The organism is Massilibacterium senegalense, from assembly GCF_001375675.1.
In the GTDB taxonomy this organism is placed as follows: Bacteria; Bacillota; Bacilli; order Bacillales; family Massilibacteriaceae; genus Massilibacterium; species Massilibacterium senegalense.
Genome location: NZ_LN831786.1, coordinates 836,249 through 855,935, shown reverse-complemented (window position 1 = coordinate 855,935; position 19,687 = coordinate 836,249). Strand labels below are relative to the sequence as shown.

Annotated in this window: 20 protein-coding genes; 18 read left to right on the top strand and 2 right to left on the bottom strand. The window is 35.5% G+C overall.

All coding sequences use genetic code 11. From position 1 onward, the window contains the following. Positions 1-5 precede the first annotated feature (5 nt). Both BN1372_RS07615 and BN1372_RS07610 read left to right on the top strand, forming a co-directional pair. Positions 6-1,112 (top strand): RNA-guided endonuclease TnpB family protein, encoded by a 1,107-nt coding sequence (locus tag BN1372_RS07615; protein WP_062198237.1) that lies wholly within the window; start codon positions 6-8, stop codon positions 1,110-1,112. Between the two features lie 155 nt (positions 1,113-1,267). Continuing rightward, positions 1,268-2,002: an ABC transporter permease gene (locus BN1372_RS07610; RefSeq protein ID WP_062198235.1), complete on the top strand. Its 735-nt coding sequence runs from the start codon at positions 1,268-1,270 to the stop codon at positions 2,000-2,002. Positions 2,003-2,200: 198 nt separating this feature from the next. On the opposite strand, the gene BN1372_RS07605 is transcribed toward BN1372_RS07610, so the two are convergent. Both BN1372_RS07605 and BN1372_RS07600 read right to left on the bottom strand, forming a co-directional pair. After that, entirely contained in the window at positions 2,201-3,190 is a 990-nt protein-coding gene (locus BN1372_RS07605; RefSeq protein WP_062198234.1) for an IS21 family transposase, read from the bottom strand. Between the two features lie 241 nt (positions 3,191-3,431). Then, positions 3,432-4,304 carry a YitT family protein gene (locus tag BN1372_RS07600; RefSeq protein ID WP_062198232.1) on the bottom strand — a complete coding sequence of 291 codons (873 nt, stop codon included), beginning with the start codon at positions 4,302-4,304 and terminating at the stop codon, positions 3,432-3,434. A gap of 209 nt (positions 4,305-4,513) precedes the next feature. Here BN1372_RS07600 and BN1372_RS07595 point away from each other — a divergent pair, with 209 nt between their 5' ends. The 16 genes from BN1372_RS07595 to BN1372_RS07525 all read left to right on the top strand — a co-directional run bounded on the left by BN1372_RS07595 (position 4,514) and on the right by BN1372_RS07525 (position 19,676). Continuing rightward, entirely contained in the window at positions 4,514-4,837 is a 324-nt protein-coding gene (locus tag BN1372_RS07595) for a nucleotide pyrophosphohydrolase (protein WP_062198231.1), read from the top strand. A 14-nt stretch (positions 4,838-4,851) separates the two neighbouring features. Beyond that, positions 4,852-5,655: a 4-hydroxy-tetrahydrodipicolinate reductase gene (gene dapB / locus BN1372_RS07590; RefSeq protein WP_062198229.1), complete on the top strand. Its 804-nt coding sequence runs from the start codon at positions 4,852-4,854 to the stop codon at positions 5,653-5,655. A gap of 11 nt (positions 5,656-5,666) precedes the next feature. Beyond that, positions 5,667-6,077 (top strand): methylglyoxal synthase, encoded by a 411-nt coding sequence (locus BN1372_RS07585; RefSeq protein WP_062198227.1) that lies wholly within the window; start codon positions 5,667-5,669, stop codon positions 6,075-6,077. A gap of 1 nt (position 6,078) precedes the next feature. After that, entirely contained in the window at positions 6,079-6,828 is a 750-nt protein-coding gene (gene bshB1, locus BN1372_RS07580) for a bacillithiol biosynthesis deacetylase BshB1 (RefSeq protein WP_062198226.1), read from the top strand. Beyond that, on the top strand, positions 6,828-7,961 hold the full coding sequence (gene bshA, locus BN1372_RS07575; RefSeq protein ID WP_062198225.1) for an N-acetyl-alpha-D-glucosaminyl L-malate synthase BshA: 1,134 nt from the start codon (positions 6,828-6,830) through the stop codon (positions 7,959-7,961). The genes bshB1 and bshA overlap by 1 nt, the downstream gene beginning before the upstream one ends. Before the next feature lie 2 nt (positions 7,962-7,963). After that, positions 7,964-9,163 carry a CCA tRNA nucleotidyltransferase gene (locus BN1372_RS07570; protein WP_062198224.1) on the top strand — a complete coding sequence of 400 codons (1,200 nt, stop codon included), beginning with the start codon at positions 7,964-7,966 and terminating at the stop codon, positions 9,161-9,163. Next, complete coding sequence (locus BN1372_RS07565; protein WP_062198223.1) at positions 9,148-10,131, top strand: biotin--[acetyl-CoA-carboxylase] ligase; 984 nt, start codon at positions 9,148-9,150, stop codon at positions 10,129-10,131. The genes BN1372_RS07570 and BN1372_RS07565 overlap by 16 nt, the downstream gene beginning before the upstream one ends. A gap of 307 nt (positions 10,132-10,438) precedes the next feature. After that, positions 10,439-11,299: a 3-methyl-2-oxobutanoate hydroxymethyltransferase gene (panB, locus tag BN1372_RS07560; RefSeq protein ID WP_062198222.1), complete on the top strand. Its 861-nt coding sequence runs from the start codon at positions 10,439-10,441 to the stop codon at positions 11,297-11,299. After that, a complete protein-coding gene (gene panC, locus BN1372_RS07555; protein WP_062198221.1) occupies positions 11,277-12,128 on the top strand; it encodes a pantoate--beta-alanine ligase in 852 nt (283 codons plus the stop codon). Before panB ends, panC begins: the two co-directional genes overlap by 23 nt. Before the next feature lie 2 nt (positions 12,129-12,130). Further along, entirely contained in the window at positions 12,131-12,514 is a 384-nt protein-coding gene (gene panD / locus BN1372_RS07550; RefSeq protein ID WP_062198220.1) for an aspartate 1-decarboxylase, read from the top strand. 108 nt (positions 12,515-12,622) lie between these two features. Beyond that, complete coding sequence (gene dinG / locus BN1372_RS07545; protein ID WP_062198219.1) at positions 12,623-15,418, top strand: ATP-dependent DNA helicase DinG; 2,796 nt, start codon at positions 12,623-12,625, stop codon at positions 15,416-15,418. Between the two features lie 139 nt (positions 15,419-15,557). Beyond that, the gene (locus BN1372_RS07540; protein ID WP_062198218.1) at positions 15,558-16,307 is read left to right on the top strand and encodes a hypothetical protein; all 750 of its coding nucleotides are present in this window, start codon (positions 15,558-15,560) and stop codon (positions 16,305-16,307) included. An 18-nt stretch (positions 16,308-16,325) separates the two neighbouring features. Continuing rightward, positions 16,326-17,612: an amidohydrolase gene (locus BN1372_RS07535; RefSeq protein ID WP_062198217.1), complete on the top strand. Its 1,287-nt coding sequence runs from the start codon at positions 16,326-16,328 to the stop codon at positions 17,610-17,612. Positions 17,613-17,747: 135 nt separating this feature from the next. Further along, on the top strand, positions 17,748-17,918 hold the full coding sequence (locus tag BN1372_RS14635; protein ID WP_074018156.1) for a YpmA family protein: 171 nt from the start codon (positions 17,748-17,750) through the stop codon (positions 17,916-17,918). Positions 17,919-17,932: 14 nt separating this feature from the next. Further along, positions 17,933-18,412, top strand: a complete 480-nt coding sequence (locus tag BN1372_RS07530; RefSeq protein ID WP_147515354.1) for a cell wall elongation regulator TseB-like domain-containing protein — start codon at positions 17,933-17,935, stop codon at positions 18,410-18,412. Between the two features lie 76 nt (positions 18,413-18,488). After that, the gene (locus BN1372_RS07525) at positions 18,489-19,676 is read left to right on the top strand and encodes a pyridoxal phosphate-dependent aminotransferase (RefSeq protein WP_062198215.1); all 1,188 of its coding nucleotides are present in this window, start codon (positions 18,489-18,491) and stop codon (positions 19,674-19,676) included. The last annotated feature ends 11 nt before the right edge of the window (positions 19,677-19,687 follow it).

Below are 19,687 nucleotides of genomic sequence, written 5' to 3'. Positions count from 1 at the left end.
TCGATATGGCAAACAAAGCCTATAAGTTCCGTCTGTACCCAACGCAAGAACAAGCGCAACTTCTTGCGAAAACCTTCGGTTGTGTCCGTTTCGTCTATAACAAAATGCTTTCGGAACGCAAGGAAATGTATGAGCAATTCAAGGACGACAAAGAAACATGGAAGAAGCAAAAATTCCCGACTCCCGCTAAGTATAAGGAGGAGTTTGTATGGCTCAAAGAAGTAGATAGTCTTGCATTGGCAAATGCTCAACTTAACTTGCAGAAATCATACAAAAATTTCTTTTCTGGTCGTGCTGAATTTCCGAAGTTCAAAAACCGTAAGGCAAGACAATCCTACACAACCAATGTGGTCAACGAAAACATTATGCTTTTGGATGGCTATATCAAATTACCGAAACTGAAACTTGTGAAAATGAAGCAACATCGGGAAATTTCGTCCCATCATATTATCAAGTCTTGTACCGTTTCTCGAACAAAAACAGGAAAATACTACGTTTCTATTCTCACCGAATACGAACATCAACCTATACAAAAAGAAGTACAAGCTGTTGTTGGCTTAGATTTTTCCATGAATGGCTTATTTGTCGATAGTGAAGAAGGTAAGACAGCCAATTACCCTCGTTTCTATCGCCAATCACTGGAGAAATTAGCAAAGGAACAGCGTATCCTATCACGCAGAAAGAAAGACTCTAATCGTTGGCACAAACAGCGTCTAAAAGTAGCGAAGCTACATGAAAGAATTGCGAACCAACGAAAAGACTTTCTCCACAAGGAATCGCACAAATTAGCGAAAATGTATGATTGCGTTGCTATCGAAGACCTCAATCTGAAGGGAATGTCACAAGCCCTCCATTTCGGAAAAAGCGTTGCTGATCATGCATGGGGCATGTTCACGACATTTCTCCAATACAAGTTAGAGGAGCAAGGGAAAAAGCTGATCAAAATAGATAAGTGGTTTCCATCATCCAAAACTTGTTCCTGTTGCGGTCGAGTAAAGGAATCTCTATCTCTTTCTGAGCGCACATTCCACTGTGAATGTGGTTTTGTGGCAGACAGGGATTGGAACGCTTCTATCAATATCAAACAGGAAGGATTGCGATTGTTAGCATAATCATATAGATAGAGCACGGAATAGGCTCGATAGCTAAGTAAATTTCGTACCGTTAGGTACGACTACCTTAGAAGCTCCCACCTCTAAGCGAAGCGTAGGTGGCGGGTAGTTCACAGAAGTATATTTCAAGATAATTAATAAGGAGGATACTAAGGATGAACAAGTCGCTCGTTAAACTGAGTAAATATGATTTTATTGTTTTCTTTAGAGAACCCTTTTTTGCTCTTCCGATATTAGTGTTACCAGGCATTTTCTTCTTTGTATTCATGAAGATTTTTAGTGCGCAAATTGGCGGTTCGGAAAATTTCGGTCCATATATACCAATATATGCATTATTAATTTCGTTTTTAGTTTTATTTTTTAATATTGGGTTGCAATATGTTACTGAAAAAGAGAGAGGAATACATAAACGACTTGTTCTTTCATCTGTAAGTATCTATCAAATTATCTTCACCTATGTCATAAGAGGGGTCCTTCTATACTTGTTAGGTTTTTTTGAAATTTTAGCAATTGGCATTTTTGTATTTGACACAAGGCTGACGGATCATATGTTTTTATTTATTTTAACCTTTATAATCATCATTGGTATTACATTATTATTTAGCTTATCGACACATAATTTATTTAAAAATTCTAGACAGGTTTTACCGTATACTATAATCATGTTCCAATATGTACTATTTGGTTCTGGCTTAATGTTTCCAACAGATGGGATTCCAAGTTATTTGAAATTTTTAGTTGATATAAATCCTTTTTACCACATGAAAGAAGTACTTTTAGGTGTATGGAATTGGACGGGCATTGAACTTGTGAATGTCCTTTATTTAGGGTTTATTATTATCTTATGTTTAGGTCTTATTTTCCTTAAAGCGCGTTCAAAGGAGTATTAAAGTGTTCCGGTGCAAAGAAGTGATGCTGGATTGAAACTGGGGGAGAATATCATGAAAAATGAATAGAATCGGGCACTAGAGTTACGGACAAATGGATATTTAATAAATTGGTAAAGAAATTTTCGGATGATTCCTCACTAAATTACTAATGCGCATGGAGTTATGATTTATTGGAGGAAGCAGCAAAAGTGTCCTTTTTTATGAAAGGGCAATCGAATTAAGGTTGGCCAAAGCGGATTTGGTTGAAGCAATAATTGGTCTAAGTAGGACGTATCGAACATTAGCGCAATATGATAAATTACATGAGGTATTAAATAAAGGCAGATAACTGTGACCTTCTTCTGTTGCTTCAATGTTACTTGTTTCATCTTGTGAAAATGTTCCGAGAGGAACACGATATCGATTAGATTTATACCATATCGTGTTGTCCTTCTGGATGGTTCTTGTCATACTAGATGCATAATTGTTATCGAGATAATTTTCGATAGAGGAAGAGATTGGGCGTAAGTGTTTTTTTTCAAGGGCAAACACTGCGACTGGTCTCTTTTTTGTTGTATTATGATACTTATAATTTCCTGTTCGTTCAAGCCACTTCCAACCATCCTCATTCCAGGTATTTAATCCATGATAAATATGGTGTTTAGCAAAATTTTGTTTCATATATTTAACAACATTTTCAATTTTCCCTTTACTTTTTGGATTGGCTTTTCTGCACATATGTACAACTAAATTTCTATCTTCTTTATATGATTGGGACTCCCGGGTTAAGATAAGATTTCCTCCATTTTCACTAACGAGAATTAACGCATCTTGGTCGTAAACAAGTTCATCCGCAATCCCTCCATAGTAACGAAACACATTTTCATGAGATTGAATGACATCTCTTGTTGTAAAAGGCCTATCAAGCCATTCTTTATACTTATAACGAGAGTTTGCAAGGACAAATGCTATAAAACGGAGTGTAATTTGCTTACGATCTGGTGTGAGTTGTTCTGTCTGTCCAAAATCAATCTGCATTTGTTTATCTAAAGGAATTTCAGGTATAGCTTCATAAGATCTAGCTGTTGATTCCTTAGGAATATCATGTTCTTTGCGAAGCTCTCTTATATACAATCGAACTGTGCTTTCGGCCACTTCTAAATCTTCAAATTTTTCTTGTAACCAATCCAATATCTTGGCTGTTGACATATCCAGATGCTCTTGAAGCTAGGAAAGAATATTTTTTTATAATCATGTAGTTTCTTTTTTCTCGTTCTTATATGTTCAACCCATTTAGACATTGTTTCTGGATTTCCCTTTATATAGCGATAAACTGTAGCTTTTGAAATACCTAGTTTTTCTGCGACTTTTACCGTACTAAAACGAGCCGACCCGTTGCATAATAAAAGCTCTAACTTTTTGGGGGCACTATCTATTGTTAGCGAGTTTTTTATTCGTCATATAATGGTTTTTTATTTTCATCTAATGTAAATCCTTCGCCTAGTACTTCATGAACATTAGCAATCGTAATAAATGCGTGCGGATCGATGGCCCTGACATAAGATTTTAATCGAAATAATTCATGACGGCTAACTACACAATATAAAATTTCTTTTGTTTCTTTCGTGTATGCTCCTTTTCCATCTACAATTGTGATGCCACGTTCCATTTTTTCCATAATAGTTGTTGCTATGTCATCAGCACGTTCTGAAATGATGATGACTGCTTTGGCAGCATATGCACCTTCCTGAATAAAATCAATGACCTTGGCACCGACAAAAACGGCGACTAGCGTGTACATAGCTTGCCGATAATTTAAATAGACGAGGGAAGTAGTTATGACAAAAAAATCAAAAATGAACATTGTTTTTCCCATATTCCAACCAATGTATTTTTTCACAATGCGCGCAATAATATCAACGCCACCAGTTGTTCCACCGTTTTTGAAAATGATTCCTAGTCCGATACCGATAAAGACTCCTGCAAATAAAGCAGCTAACAATAAATCATCATGAAGAGGGATTTGAAGTTGATATTTTTGAAAAATAGCTAGAAAAAGTGATACGCTTACAGTACCTATAACGGTATAAATAAACGTTGTACGACTAAATAATTTGTAGCCGACGAAAAAAAGTGGGATATTTAACACTAGGTTTGTAATAGCTGGATTGAATTGAAACATGAAATATAACAGTAAGGTAATACCTGTAAATCCACCTTCCGCTAGTTGGTTTTGCATGTTAAAATGAACAATTCCAAAGGAAAAAATCGCTGCCCCTATTAAGATGGAAAGAATATTGGTTATTTTAATATTAATTTTCATAAAAATCGCCTCAAATACATGATAATTGTTGCGTTTTTATTATAATGGATAGTAACGTGAATTTTCAAATGTTTAAAAGGAAGGAGGAAGCTCGATTATCAGAATGCAAAAAAGGAACGTGTTGATTGCCTGTTCTCAAACATCTAAGAAATAAAGGATGAACAAAAAATAAGAACCCTTTTTTCATAATGAATAATCGATAAGATATAATGGAGAAAAAAACAATGCAACAAATGCAGCAAGAAGTAGATGAGTACATTGGCCAATTTAAAGAAGGGTATTTTACACCATTAGCAATGCTTGCTAGAATGACAGAAGAAGTCGGTGAATTAGCCCGGGAAGTAAACCATTTTTATGGAGAGAAAAAGAAAAAGGATACAGAAGAAGAAAAAACGATGGAGCAAGAAATGGGAGACATTCTATTTGTGCTCATTTGTTTTGCAAATTCTTTAAACATTGATTTAGATGAAGCATTTACAATGGTCATGGAGAAGTTTCAAACGAGAGATGAACATCGTTGGACAAAAAAATAAAGGAGAGATACATAATGAATCAAACAATTAAAATTGTCATTGCTGGAGCACGGGGAAAAATGGGGAGTGAAACGGTTCAATTAATTCAAGAAACGGAGCATTTTGAATTAATCGCTGCGGTTGACCATAAATATATTGGCCAAACTGTTGGAGAAGTGTTAGGAATGGATGGTGTAACAGCGCCAATCTATCATGATTTAAAAGATTGTTTACAAAATGTAGAAGCAGATGTTTTTATTGATTTTACGAATTACGAAACAGGAATGAAACATACCGAAATTGCAATTGAAGCAGGCGTTCGTTCTGTTATTGGGACTAGTGGATTTACAAAAGAAGATGTGGCGCGATTACAAACGTTAGCAGAAGAAAATAATACCGGTGTCATTATTGCGCCAAACTTTGCTTTAGGTGCTGTATTAATGATGAAATTTTCAAAATTAGCGGGGAAATATTTTGATGATGTAGAAATTATTGAAATGCATCACGATCAAAAATTAGATGCCCCAAGTGGAACAGGAATTAAAACAGCAGAAATGATTGCGGAAGTAAGAAAGCCACATCAACAAGGGCATCCAAATGAAAAAGAGCTATTAAAAGGAGCACGCGGTGCAGATTATGATGGAATTCGAATCCATAGTGTTCGTCTACCAGGTTTAATAGCGCATCAAGAAGTACTTTTCGGAAGTGCTGGAGAAACATTATTAATCCGTCACGATTCTTATAATCGTCATTCCTTTATGTCTGGTGTTAAACTAGCGGTAGAACGTGTAATGGAACTGAATGTTCTTGTGTATGGCTTAGATAATATTTTAGAATAGCAGGTGGTTTCATGAAAATAGCGTTGATTGCTCATGATGCAAAAAAGAAAATGATGGTTGATTTTACAATAGCTTATGAACCAATTTTGATTGAACATGAGCTTTATGCGACAGGTACAACCGGGAAAAAAATAATGGAAGCGACGAATTTGCAAGTTATTCGTTATCAATCTGGCCCTCTAGGTGGCGATCAGGAAATCGGATCAATGGTGGCAAAAAATCAAATGGATATGGTTATTTTTTTTCGCGACCCTTTAACAGCACAGCCACATGACGTGGATATTTCTGCTTTAATGAGATTATGTGATGTGTATGATATTCCACTTGCGACGAATTTAGCATCAGCAGAAATTTTTATTAACGGATTAAAACGCGGCGATCTACATTGGCGTAAAATTATTCATGAACGAAGAGGCGAATAAAATGGAAAAAAAAGAGGGAGAAAACGCACGTATTCTTTTAAAAGAAGAAGCTAAAAAAGTAGATATTTTAGCTTTCGGTGCTCATCCAGATGATGTGGAAATAGGGATGGCAGGATCCATTAAAAAATGGACGAATGCTGGATATAAAGTGGCGATTTGTGATTTGACGTATGCGGACTTATCTTCAAATGGTACAGTAGCGTTACGGATGAAAGAAGCGGAAGAAGCAGCAAATCGATTGAACGTACAAACACGACTTATTTTAGGACTGAAAGATAGGGGCTTGTTTATGACGGAAGAAGCGATTCAGTTAGTCGTACAAACTATCAGGCAATATCAACCTACGTATATTTTTATGCCTTATGAAGTGGACCGACATCCTGATCATGGGAATTGTTCGAGGATTGTTAAAGAGGCGATATTTTCTGCGAAAATAAAAAATTTCGCACCGTCATTAGGAGAAAATTGGGCTATTCAAGAATCCTTTTATTACATGATTAACGGATTCCATCGCCCTCATTTTGTGATGGATGTAACAGAAACAATGGATGTAAAAATAAAAGCTTTGCAAGCATACGAAAGCCAATTTTCTAAAAAAACAGGAACGATTGATACCCCATTAACAAATGGATATATTGAAACGGTACGTGCTCGTGAAACGTTGTTTGGAAAAGAAGTGGGTGTTTCTTATGCGGAAGGTTTTATGTGTGATAGACCGCTTTTATTTAATCCATTGTTGGGGGGATTTTAATGGCCTATAAAATTGGGATTACGTGTTATCCAACGGTAGGAGGGAGCGGTGTCGTAGCCACAGAGTTAGGGAAATTACTAGCTGAAAGAGGGCATGAAATTCATTTTATTACATCTGGGCTTCCGTTCCGTTTACAACAGTTTTATCCGAATATTTTTTATCATGAAGTAGAAGTGAATGCTTATTCTGTTTTTCAATATCCGCCCTATGATCTTACGTTAGCTAGTAAAATGGCACAAGTAGCACGGCGAGAAAAATTGGATTTAATTCATGTCCATTATGCGGTGCCTCATGCTGTTTGCGCTGTATTAGCAAAACAGATGGTTGGGGATCATCTAAAAGTAGTAACGACACTTCACGGGACAGATATTACCGTACTTGGATATGATCAAACGTTAAGTGATATTATTTGTTTTGGCATTAATCAATCGGATGCTGTGACGTCTGTTAGCCATGATTTAGTAGAAGAAACAAAGCGACTTTTTGACGTAAAAAAGGATATTCATACTGTTTATAATTTTGTTGATACACGAGTGTATCAAAAAAAACATAATAAAAATTTAAAAGCAAATTATAATATCCACGAAAATGAAAAAGTATTGATTCATATTTCTAATTTTAGAAAAGTAAAACGGATTCCAGATGTTATTCGAATTTTTGAACGTGTTCAAAAAGACATACCAGCAAAGCTATTATTAATAGGGGATGGACCAGAATATAGCAACGCATGTAGTATGGTTCATGAAAAAAAACTAGAAGATCATGTCATTTTTTTAGGCCGTCAAGAAAATATTTCTGATTTATTAGCGATAAGTGATGTTCTTCTTTTAGTAAGTGAAAAAGAAAGTTTTGGACTAGTAGCATTAGAAGCAATGGCTTGTGGTGTACCGGTTATCGGATCTAATGCAGGTGGAATTCCAGAGGTTGTACTTGATGGACAAACCGGATTTACTGGCCCGGTTGGAAATGTCGAAGAATTGGCTGAAAAAACAATCCGTTTATTAACGGACGATGTTTTGTATGAAAAGATGGCAAAAGAAGCATATATTCGTGCGACTACTGTATTCAGTGCAAATCAAATCGTAGAACAATATGAATCCATTTATGCGTCATTGATACAAAAGGAGTCGTAGAGGTGAAAGATTCATCAATCTTTTTAAAAGCAATTCCGATTATTGAGACTATTCAACAACATGGATATGAAGCATATTTTGTTGGCGGGGCAGTTCGTGATTACTTTTTACATCGTCCAGTCCATGATGTCGATATTGCTACTAGTGCGTTACCAAATGAAGTAATGGCGATTTTTAGCGATACGATTCCTTTAGCAACCGAGCATGGTACAGTCATTGTTCGGTATAAAAAGGAACAATATGAAGTAACAACATTTCGAAAAGAGGAAGCATATATTGACTTTCGGCATCCTGAAAAGGTTCAATTTATTCGTCGATTAGAGGAAGATTTAAAACGACGTGACTTTACGATGAATGCGTTAGCGATGACGAGTCAATTTGAAGTAATTGATTTATTTTTAGGAAAAACAGATATTAAAACAAAACTCATTCGTACAGTAGGAAATCCAGATGACCGTTTTCAAGAAGACCCACTTCGTATTATGCGAGCGGTTCGATTTATTAGTCAATTATGTTTTCAACTAGAAAAGAAAACGAAACAAGCAATGAGGCGTCAAAAAGAAAAATTGGCATATATTTCGGTGGAACGAATTAGTCAAGAAATGGATCGGTTATGGTTGGGTCCTTGTGTGTCTCAAGCGTTAACGGCGATGAAGGAATTGCAATTATTTTCGGTGTTACCAGGAGCAAAATGGATGACGGATACCATCATACTTCGTTTCGACGGATTTGAGCAATGTGAGACGGTAGAACAAGCATGGACGTTATTTGCTTATATAGCGCAAGTCTCAAATTTGTCGACATTTTTACGTACATGGAAGTTTTCAAGAGAACGAATGAAAAAAGTTACGATATTGTATGAAGGGATAAAAGCGTATCAGGACGCTTCTTTTTCTGATTACGACCGGTTTCGATTAGGGAAAACATTTCTTTTAGACGTTGTCCGTTTATATGCTATTCTTTCCAACAAAAAGGTGGAAACGTGTATTCGAAGGGAAGCGACTTTATTTGATGCCCTGCCGATAAAACACGAAAAAGAACTGGTGATTACCGCAAAAGAAATGATTGAAATTGTTCAGAAAAAGCCAGGCCCATGGATTCGCGAATGTCAGAAAGAAATTATTCAAGGTATCCTCGATAAAAAAATCGAGAATGATTACCATACACTAAAGGAGTGGATCAATCGTTGGCATCAACATTAAGAGAAAAATTATTACAAATATTGTATGAAAACGAAGGAGAATTCATTTCTGGACAAAAAATAAGTGAAATGTTAGATTGTTCAAGAACTGCAGTTTGGAAAAACATTGAGGAATTACGAAAAGAAGGGTTTGAATTAGAAGCAGTTCAAAAAAAAGGGTATCGGATTATTAGTAAGCCGGATCGACTTGCAGAGCACGATATTCAATTTAATCTGAAAACAAAAACGTTTGGACAAATCGTGTACGCGTATGAATCGATTACGTCAACCCAAGAAGTTGCGAAACAACTTTCTGTTGAAGGGGCAAAAGAAGGAACCATTGTTGTAGCGGAAGAGCAAACAAAAGGGCGGGGTCGGATGAATCGACCTTGGAATTCGAAAAAAAGTGACGGTATTTATTTTAGCCTTATTTTAAAACCAAAAATTTCAATTCAAGAAGCGCCGCAGCTTACGTTACTTGCAGCAGTCGGGATAGTTCGGGCAATAAAAAAAGTAACTGATTTAGATTGTCATATTAAATGGCCGAATGACGTGTTGTTAAATGGTCGAAAACTAGTGGGTATTTTAACGGAATTACAAGCGGAAGCAGATCAAATTCATTCTGTTATGATCGGAATCGGGATAAATGTTAATCAAAAAAGGTTCCCGAAAGAATTAGAAAAGATAGCAACATCTTTATATTTACAAATGAATAAAAAGATAGAACGTGTACAAGTTTTACAAGCTGTATTAGAAGAATTAGAAGAATTGTATGAAGACTATATTCAATACGGTTTTGATGTTGTAAAAATGTTATGGGAAAGCTATGCTATTTCAATTGGGAAAGAAATTCATGCTCATACACTTCGGGGGACCATAACGGGAACAGCAAAAGGAATTACGAAACAAGGAGTACTATTATTAGAAGATGCCAATGGTGTCGTGCATGAAATTTATTCTGCTGATATCGAAATTGCTTCCACAAAATAAAGTATTTTGTTATACTACTGATGGAATGGGCAGTATCGTTCGAGCTGCACCGATGGTTAGACAATATAATGTAATCAAGATCTGCCTTGATCCACAAAAGGACTAGGACGGAGGGATGAACAATGAGATGTGAAGTCTGCCTTCTTTTCCTAGGAAAAGAAGGTTTTTTTATCTCCACTACGAACATACATCTTACGCTATTAGAAAAGGGATAAAGAGACTACCATCAGTGGTAAATGTATGCTACGGGTGGAATGGCTATTTTATTGTTCACTCTCCCTTTGAAACAGTAAAGGAGAGATGAATTATGAAAACAGTTCGAGATTTTTTAAAGATGAAACAACAAAATGAAAAAATTGTAATGATGACGGCGTACGATTATCCGACAGCAATGTACGCAGAAAAATGTGGAGTGGATATGATATTAGTCGGGGATTCACTTGGAATGGTCGTTTTAGGTTATGATTCTACGTTACCTGTAACAGTAGAGGATATGATTCATCATACAAAAGCTGTTCGAAATGGCGCCAAAAATACATTTATCGTAACGGATTTACCGTTTATGTCTTATCATTGTTCATTTGAGGAAACAATGAAAAATATTAGAAGAATCATGCAAGAAGCACATGCCAATGCGGTGAAACTAGAAGGTGCATCCAAAGAAATATTGGCACTTATCGAAAAATTATCTGCTGCAGGAGTACCTGTTGTTGGTCACTTAGGACTCACACCACAATCAGTTGAAATATTAGGCGGTTATTTTGTACAAGCGAAAGAAATGGAAAGTGCTAAAAAACTAATAGAAGAAGCAAAACTATTAGAACAACGTGGCGCAGTTGCCATCGTGTTAGAATGTGTGCCACATCAAGTAACAAAGTTAGTGCGGACACAATGTTCTGTACCTATTATTGGTATCGGCGCTGGTGGAAATTGTGACGGACAAGTACTCGTCTTTCATGATATCGTTCAATTTGGTTCACATAAATTACCGAAATTCGTCAAATCATATGCAAATATGGGAGAGACAATGGAAAAAGCGATAAAGCAATATGTAGAAGAAGTAAAAAATCAAATTTTTCCAACAGAAGAACATCAATTTACGTTAAAAGAAGAGGCAGTCGAAGCATTATATGGAGGTGAAAAAAATGATTGTGATTCAAACGATTAAAGAGATGCAAGAATGGTCTATGCGTGTAAAAAAACAAGGAAAATCAATTGGATTTGTTCCAACGATGGGATATTTACATGAAGGTCATCTATCGTTAATGAAACGAGCAACAGAAGAAAATGATTTCGTTGTAGCGAGCATTTTTGTAAACCCACTACAATTTGGTCCAGATGAAGATTTTGAATCTTATCCACGCGATTTGGAACACGATGAAAAGCTAGCGGGAAGTGTCGGAGTAGATGTGGTGTTTTATCCATCTGTAGAAGAAATGTACCCGCATCCATTATCGGTTTCTTTAACTGTTGAACAACGAACGGATGTATTATGCGGGAAAACGAGAACGGGACATTTTGATGGTGTTGTAACAGTATTAATGAAATTATTTCATCTTGTTGGACCAAATCGTGCATATTTTGGTATTAAAGATGCACAACAAGTAGCAGTAGTGGAGTCGTTTGTTCGAGATTTTCATTTTCCATTAAAAATTGTGCGCTGTCCAATTGTGAGGGAAGCAGACGGGCTTGCTAAAAGTTCGCGGAATGTGTATTTAACGAAAGAAGAACGAGAAGTTGCGCCAATCCTTTACAAAAGCTTACAATTGGCAAAGCAAAAAATCGCCGAGGGAGAAACGAATCCAGAAACAATTAAAGCCACGATTCAATCGGCATTAGAAGAAACAAAAAAAATAATTGATTATATTGAAATTTATTCATTTTCAGATTTACAGCCACTTCCAATCTTAAAAGGGGAAATTATTATTGCCATTGCAGTTAAATTTAGTAAAGCTAGATTAATTGATAATGTGATTTTACAAGTAGGGGGTAAATGAATTTGTTTAAAACAATGATGAATGCGAAATTACACCGTGCAACGGTGACAGAAGCAAACTTACAATACGTTGGGAGTATTACGATTGACCAAGATCTAATGGATGCTGTAGGAATTGAAGAAAACGAAAAAGTACAAATTGTGAATAATAACAACGGTGCCCGCTTAGAAACATATGTGATTCGTGGGACACGTGGAAGTGGAATTATTTGTTTAAATGGTGCAGCCGCTCGCCTTGTGCAACCAGGGGATCAAGTAATTATTATTTCGTATGTACAACTGGATGCAAAAGAAACGAAAAATCATCGTCCAACAGTTGCGTTATTAAATGAAAAAAATCAAATTATTGAAATGTTAAGTGAAGAAAAAGAAAGAACAATGGTATAATGGGGAGAAAAAAGCAATATAGTGGCCACTATATCGCTTTTTTTCTTGCAATTTTTTTTGCATGTGATACGTTTATATGGACGTTTGGCAAACAGTTGAGGTGAAAATATGAAAGTACAAAAAATGGTCGTCATTGATTTTGAAACAACCGGAAATCAATTGCAAAATGGAGATCGAATCATCCAAATTGGAGCGGTTGTCGTTTCTAATCATGAAATTGTTGACACCTTTTCTACATATATTAATCCTGGAATTCCGATTCCACCATTTATAAAGCAATTAACAAAGATTACAGATGAAATGGTGAAAGATGCCCCGTTGTTCGAGGACATTGCGCCAAAACTTTTAACGATGCTAGATGAGGCTTATTTTGTCGCACATAATGTTCCTTTTGATTTATCTTTTTTACAAATGGAATTAAAACGTTGTGGGTATGATGGTTTTTATGGGCCTTCCGTTGATACAGTTGAATTATCTAGGCTCTTATTTCCAACTATAGATAGTTACAAATTACAAGATTTAGCTGACTTTTTCCAAGTTACACACCATCATCCGCATCAAGCGGATAGTGATGCGCTTGTTACAGCCGAAATCTTTATTCGCTTACTTGAAAAGTTGGACTCACTCCCATTACCAACCTTACAAACATTTAATCGTTATAAAAAAGGGTTGAAAAGTAATTTAGATGTTATGTTAGAAGATATCATTTACGATAAAGAGACAAATGTATGGGAAGAAAAAGCGGAAGAATATGATATTTTCCGTCATATTGCATTACATAAAAAACAACCAAATGGAGAAGAAGAAGTACCTTGTACACTATCGTTTTCGGAATGGAAAGAAACTATCGATTCTCATTTACAAAGAGCAATGGATACGTATGAAATAAGGGAAAGCCAACTAAAAATGATGAACGATGTAAATCAAGCGTTACAAACATCGATGCATGCTGTAATTGAAGCAGGTACAGGTACGGGTAAATCATTGGCATATTTACTTCCAGCATTATTTAAAGCAAAAACAGATGAGAAATCAATTATTATCAGTACACATACTGTTCAATTACAAGAACAATTAATGGAACGTGATTTGCCCATTTTAAAACAAGTACTTCCTTTTTCTTTTGACGTACAAGTGTTAAAAGGAAGAAATCATTATGTATGTTTACGCAAATTTGAACAACAAATGAATGATACATATGGACAAAATTATGACGAATGGTTTACAAAATTACAATTACTAATATGGCTTACAGAAACAACAACAGGGGACATCGAAGAATTACATTTATCGACGGGTGGAAAACGATTATGGTATACGATTCAAAGTGATGCTAATAGCTGTTTGAACAGAAAATGCCCGTGGTTTTCGCGTTGTTTTTATCACCGAGCTCGTCAAAAAGCCCAAGAAGCTCATTTAGTTATTACCAATCATGCGTTATTGTTTACTGATTTAACGAATGACCATCGCTTATTGCCTAAATATGAACATGTTATTATAGATGAAGCACATCATCTCGAACATGTAGCGAGTGAGCATTTTGGAGAAGAAATTGATTATTTTACACTGTCGCGAATGTTTACCCAATTTTTTGAGCACAGTGGTCCGTTAGATTTTCTATTTACATTACTAGAAGAAACAGATGTTTCGTATACGGCATATGAAATCGAACAATTGAAACAAAATGGACAAATGCTCATGCAAGAGATAGATGATTTATTTACGATGATTCATTACTATACCGTAGAACGGTTTAAAACAGAACAGAGCGGGAGATTGAATCACCGCTATAAAATATCCGACTTACCAGAACCACTTTATGATTGCAGCAAGCGGGTAGATATGCTTTTTTATGATTTTTTAAAAAATGCAGATTGCATTCAAAAATCATTAAAAAAATATCAAGATCATTTTACGGATGTACAGAAAGGAAAAATAGTTGATATAGAAGGACGTTTCGTGAAATTTGAAGAAGCGAAACAATTGCTTGTACATTTATTGCACAATCATCGTGAAAATGTCGTGTACTGGATGGAAGTGGATTCGCATAGTGCTAGAAATGCCGCTTTTTTATATAGCCAACCGATTGAAGTTAGTGAACGATTAGCAGATGATTTTTTTGGTAAATTAAAAAGTGTTATTCTAACTTCTGCTACTCTTTCTGTCAATGGTTCGTTCTCTTTTTTAGAGAATCGTTTAGGATTAACAGAATTCGAACCATTAAAATCAATTATTGAATCTCCTTTTCGCTATGAACAACAAGCAAAAGTAATGATATCAAGTGATATTCCAAATATAAAAGGAACAAAACAAGAGGTACTCATTCTATCCATTGTGGAACATATTTTTCGAATTGCACGTATTACAAAGGGGCGGATGCTCGTTTTATTTACGTCGAATCACATGTTAAAAGAAACGTATCAAGCATGTAAGGAACATCCGGATTATGAGTCCTTTACATTTTTGGCCCAAAACATGAACCAAGGTAGTCGTTCGAAATTAACTCGTTATTTTAAAGAATTCGACAAAGCGATTTTATTAGGTACTAACAGTTTCTGGGAAGGAATAGACATTCCTGGACAAGATTTATCTTGTGTCGTTATTGTTCGATTACCATTTTCACCACCAGATAATCCAGTGTTTGAAGCACAAAGTGAAGTGTTAAAAGCAAATAGACAAAATCCTTTTATGGAATTATCGATTCCGCAAGCTGTGATTCGTTTTAAACAAGGATTTGGTCGATTGATCCGAACAAGTCAAGATAAAGGAATTGTATACGTGTTAGACCGCAGAATTGTGACGACACGTTACGGGAAGTACTTCATTCAATCGCTTCCAAAGGTAGAAATTATCGAAGCTCCATTAGAAAAGCTAGCAGAAGAAACAAAACGCTTTTTAATATAAAGAATTTTTCCATCAGTGGGAGTTGTGCCACCTGGTTCATGATGGATAAACAAACAAGCGCCGTGCACACTATATATGATGAGCTGATGTTTCGTCATTCTTTTTCCACCGAAAAACCATGGTAGAGGAAGTGATAGTGTTGTATGGCGTTTTATGTTCTATCTTTATTAGTTTTATGATAGGGATTGTTCCAGAAGAAAAGATCGATGTTACATTAAAAGAAGAAGAGTTGTTAGTTATTTTTTTACCGATGCAAGAAGGAAGCGCTGTTTTAATAAAAGATAAAAAAAATCAGTCGATATTAGTTGATTTAGGTGGTACTTATCGTAAAGAAGAACTAGTATATTATTTATCCATGTATAAAATAAAGATGATTGATACCGCTATTATATTAGAACAAACAGACGAAAAAAAAATGATAATCGACCAAGTTCAGAAAGATGTTCCGATGAAGGAACTTGTGTTTCCGGCTGAACAAAACGAGATAGAAATATGCACGGACATATTTTTTGACCATCTTCACTTGCAATTTATCGATAGTGGTATTGAAAAAAAGCATATTCGGTTAACGTATGGCGACCATCATTTTTTATTTTTAAATAAAGGAAATATTTCGATTTTAGAAAAATTAGTTACTGAAAAACCAATAGAACTAGTTTTTTTACATGAATCGCTCCTCCAATCTTCTTTTTTAGAATCTTTTGTAGACAATAATGATACAGAATTAATTCTTTTTCATTCAAAGAAACAACAGAAAGAGATTGTAGAAATGATGCGAGAAAAATGGATTGAAATCTATAATATCCACCAAACCGGACATGTCGTGGTAAAATGTACAAAAGATACATATGACCTTATTTTTGTTCAAACAAAATGGGAAGGAAAATAATAGAAAGATGGGAATAACATGAAAATAACTTTTACTGATGGAATCATCGTTCGGAAAAGAGATGGTGTAGTAAGTGGGCAAAACGAACCAATGACGATTGAAAATGGTACCATTGCTTCTTTTAAGCGGGAAGTGGATGCGGACGTCATTTCTTTACGAGGAAAGTGGGTGTTTCCAGGGCTTATTAATACACATGGTCATGCAGGCATGACTTTTTTTCGTGGAGTTGGGGATGACGTTCCGCTAGAAACATGGTTACAATCCTATATTTGGCCAAAAGAAGAAAAATTAACAAAGGAAGACATTGTTCGAGCTACCCGTTTAGCGATGGTAGAGATGCTTAAAAATGGTACCACAACCTTTTTAGATATGTATCATCCTCTATATACAAATGAAATCGCGGCAGAAGTAGAAGAAAGTGGCATGCGGGCATCTATTATGGGTGGCATGTTAGGATTTGGTGAAGAAACAGCTTGGGAAGCAAAATTACAACATACAAAATCGTTTATTGAGAACTGGAACCAAAAAGGAAATGGTCGTATTACCACGATGGTAGCACCGCATTCCACGTACACATGTCCAACAAGATTTTTAGAAAAAAGTTTAGATTTGGCGAAACAACTCGGAGTAGGAATGCATCTACATGCCGCGGAAACAAAAACAGAAGTGGAAAATGTAAAACAACAAACTGGGAAAAGACCGATTGAATACTTACATGATTTAGGTTATTTCGAGTGTCCTACTTTACTTGCACATGTTGTTCATGTCACAGAGCATGAACTAGACTTGTTACAAGCATATGATGTGTCTGTTTCGCACAACCCAAACAGTAATCTTAAATTAGGTTCTGGAGTTGCTCCTATTACTAAAATGATGGAAAAAGGAATAAATGTATCGTTAGGAACAGATAGTGTGGCATCGAATAACAATTTAGATCTTATTCAAGAAATGAGGGTTGCGGTCATGTTGCAAAAAGGGGTAGAGCAAAAAGCAGATGCATTATCGGTACATGATGCGTTATTAATGGCGACGGAAAACGGTGCAAAATCTCTACAAATGAACGATATTGGGACTTTACAAATTGGAAAAAAGGCTGATTTTATTACAATTAATCCTCAGAATAACGTGCATCTACAACCAGAAAAAGAAATGGTTAGTCATTTTGTGTATGCAGCAAGTGGACAAGATATCTCAGACGTATACGTAAATGGACAATGTTTGATGCGAGATAGAGAATTGATAATCTTTGACGAAGAAAAAATTATGTTTGAAGCAAAACAATCAATGGATCGATTACAAGGATAAATAATTGAAGCAGACTCGAATATTTTTTCTAAAACGGAAGAATTTTAACTGTTAATTAAGAAAACAATTGCTATAATGATAATAGGTAGTCTTTTACACTATGGTTATAGTGTAGAAAAAAGTAGGAGGATTTTTATGGAAAACAAGCAAGAGGTGTTGTCAACTGTTCGAATTGAGCAAGCAAAAGATTTATATAAAGTTGTTGATTGCTTAAATCGGACGTTAAAAGACCAAGATTTAATATTTGGTCTTTCATTAGATGAAGAGGATGACGATAAGATGGTCTTTACCATTTATCGCACGTAAAACTGGTGATGCAAGTGAAAAAATGGACTTGGATAATCGTTGGAATCGTCATCGTCATATTTGGTCTCTTAACGGCATATTATCAATCTATTCGTCATGATGTAAACAGTAGTCAAAAAAAAGCAGTTCAAAAAGCGCAGCAAGAAGCGAATATCGAGCGCATTGATACTGTCACATACTATCACGGTAATGAATCGTATCACATTGTTCAAGGTCGTACGCAGGATAAGAAAAATGTACTTGTTTTTGTTCCTGAAAAAAAAGGCGACTTATTCGTTGTAGCTGCTTCTAAAGGAATGACGAAAAAAGAAGCTATCGAACAAGTAAAAAGGGAACAACAAGTAACAGAATTGGTCGATATTCGATTAGGAATGGAAAAAAACACACCATTATGGGAAATCGTTTATACTGACGAAGAAGAAAATTATAATTATCATTATGTCCGTTTTACTACGGGAGAGCTTTATAAACGGTATACCCTCTCAGATAATTAATATTTAATTAGCTGCATCAAGTGAAAAGGCCTATATTGATGCAGGTGTCATTTTTACATTTTAAGGAGGAATTTTTGTGGTTAAATTATCAAGTCGTGTAGCAACATTAACACCATCTTCTACGTTAGCAATAACAGCAAAAGCAAAAGCACTAAAAGCAGAAGGTTATGATGTTATTGGTCTTGGAGCGGGTGAACCAGATTTTAATACTCCGAAACACATTATTGACGCTGCCTTTAAAGCAACAAATGAAGGACAAACGAAATATACACCTTCATCAGGACTTGCTTCTTTAAAAGAAGCCATTATTAAAAAATTTGAAAGAGATCAGCATTTAACATATAAACCGAATGAAATTATCGTTTGTACTGGTGCAAAACATGCTTTATATACTCTTTTTCAAGCCATTTTAGATGAAGGTGACGAAGTAATTGTTCCAACTCCTTATTGGGTAAGTTATCCAGAACAAATTAAGCTTGCAGATGGTACTCCTATTTATGTAGACGGGAAAGAAGAAAATGAGTTTAAAATCACTGCACTAGAATTAGAGGCAGCTATTACTGATAAAACAGTTGCGGTTATTATCAACTCTCCAAGTAACCCAACTGGTACACTTTATACAAAAGAAGAGCTTCAAGCAATTGGAGAAGTATGTTTAAAACATAATATTTTAATTGTATCAGATGAAATTTATGAAAAATTGGTGTATGGAGATGCGAAACATATTTCTATAGCTGAATTATCAGAATCATTAAAAGAACAAACAATTATTATTAATGGTGTAAGTAAATCTTATTCGATGACAGGTTGGCGGATTGGATATGCTGCAGGAAATGAACAAATCATTAAAGCAATGACGAATTTAGCTTCTCACTCTACAAGTAACCCAACAACGATGTCGCAATATGGTGCAATTGCAGCTTATGAGGGACCACAAGAACCAGTGGAAGAAATGCGTCGTGCATTTGAAGGACGTTTAACTAAAATTTACGAACGTTTAGTTAAAATTCCAGGTGTAACGTGCGTCAAACCAAAAGGTGCATTTTATTTATTTCCAAATGTGAAAGAAGCTGCTAAAATCAGCGGATTTTCTTCCGTTGATGATTGGGTCAAAGCATTGTTAGAAGAAGAAAAAGTCGCCATTGTTCCTGGGTCAGGGTTCGGAGCACCTGATAACGCTCGACTTTCTTATGCAACAAGTTTAGAATTATTAGAAGCGGCGATTGATCGTATCACTCGTTTTATGGAAAACCATACAAAATAAGAACAAAGAAG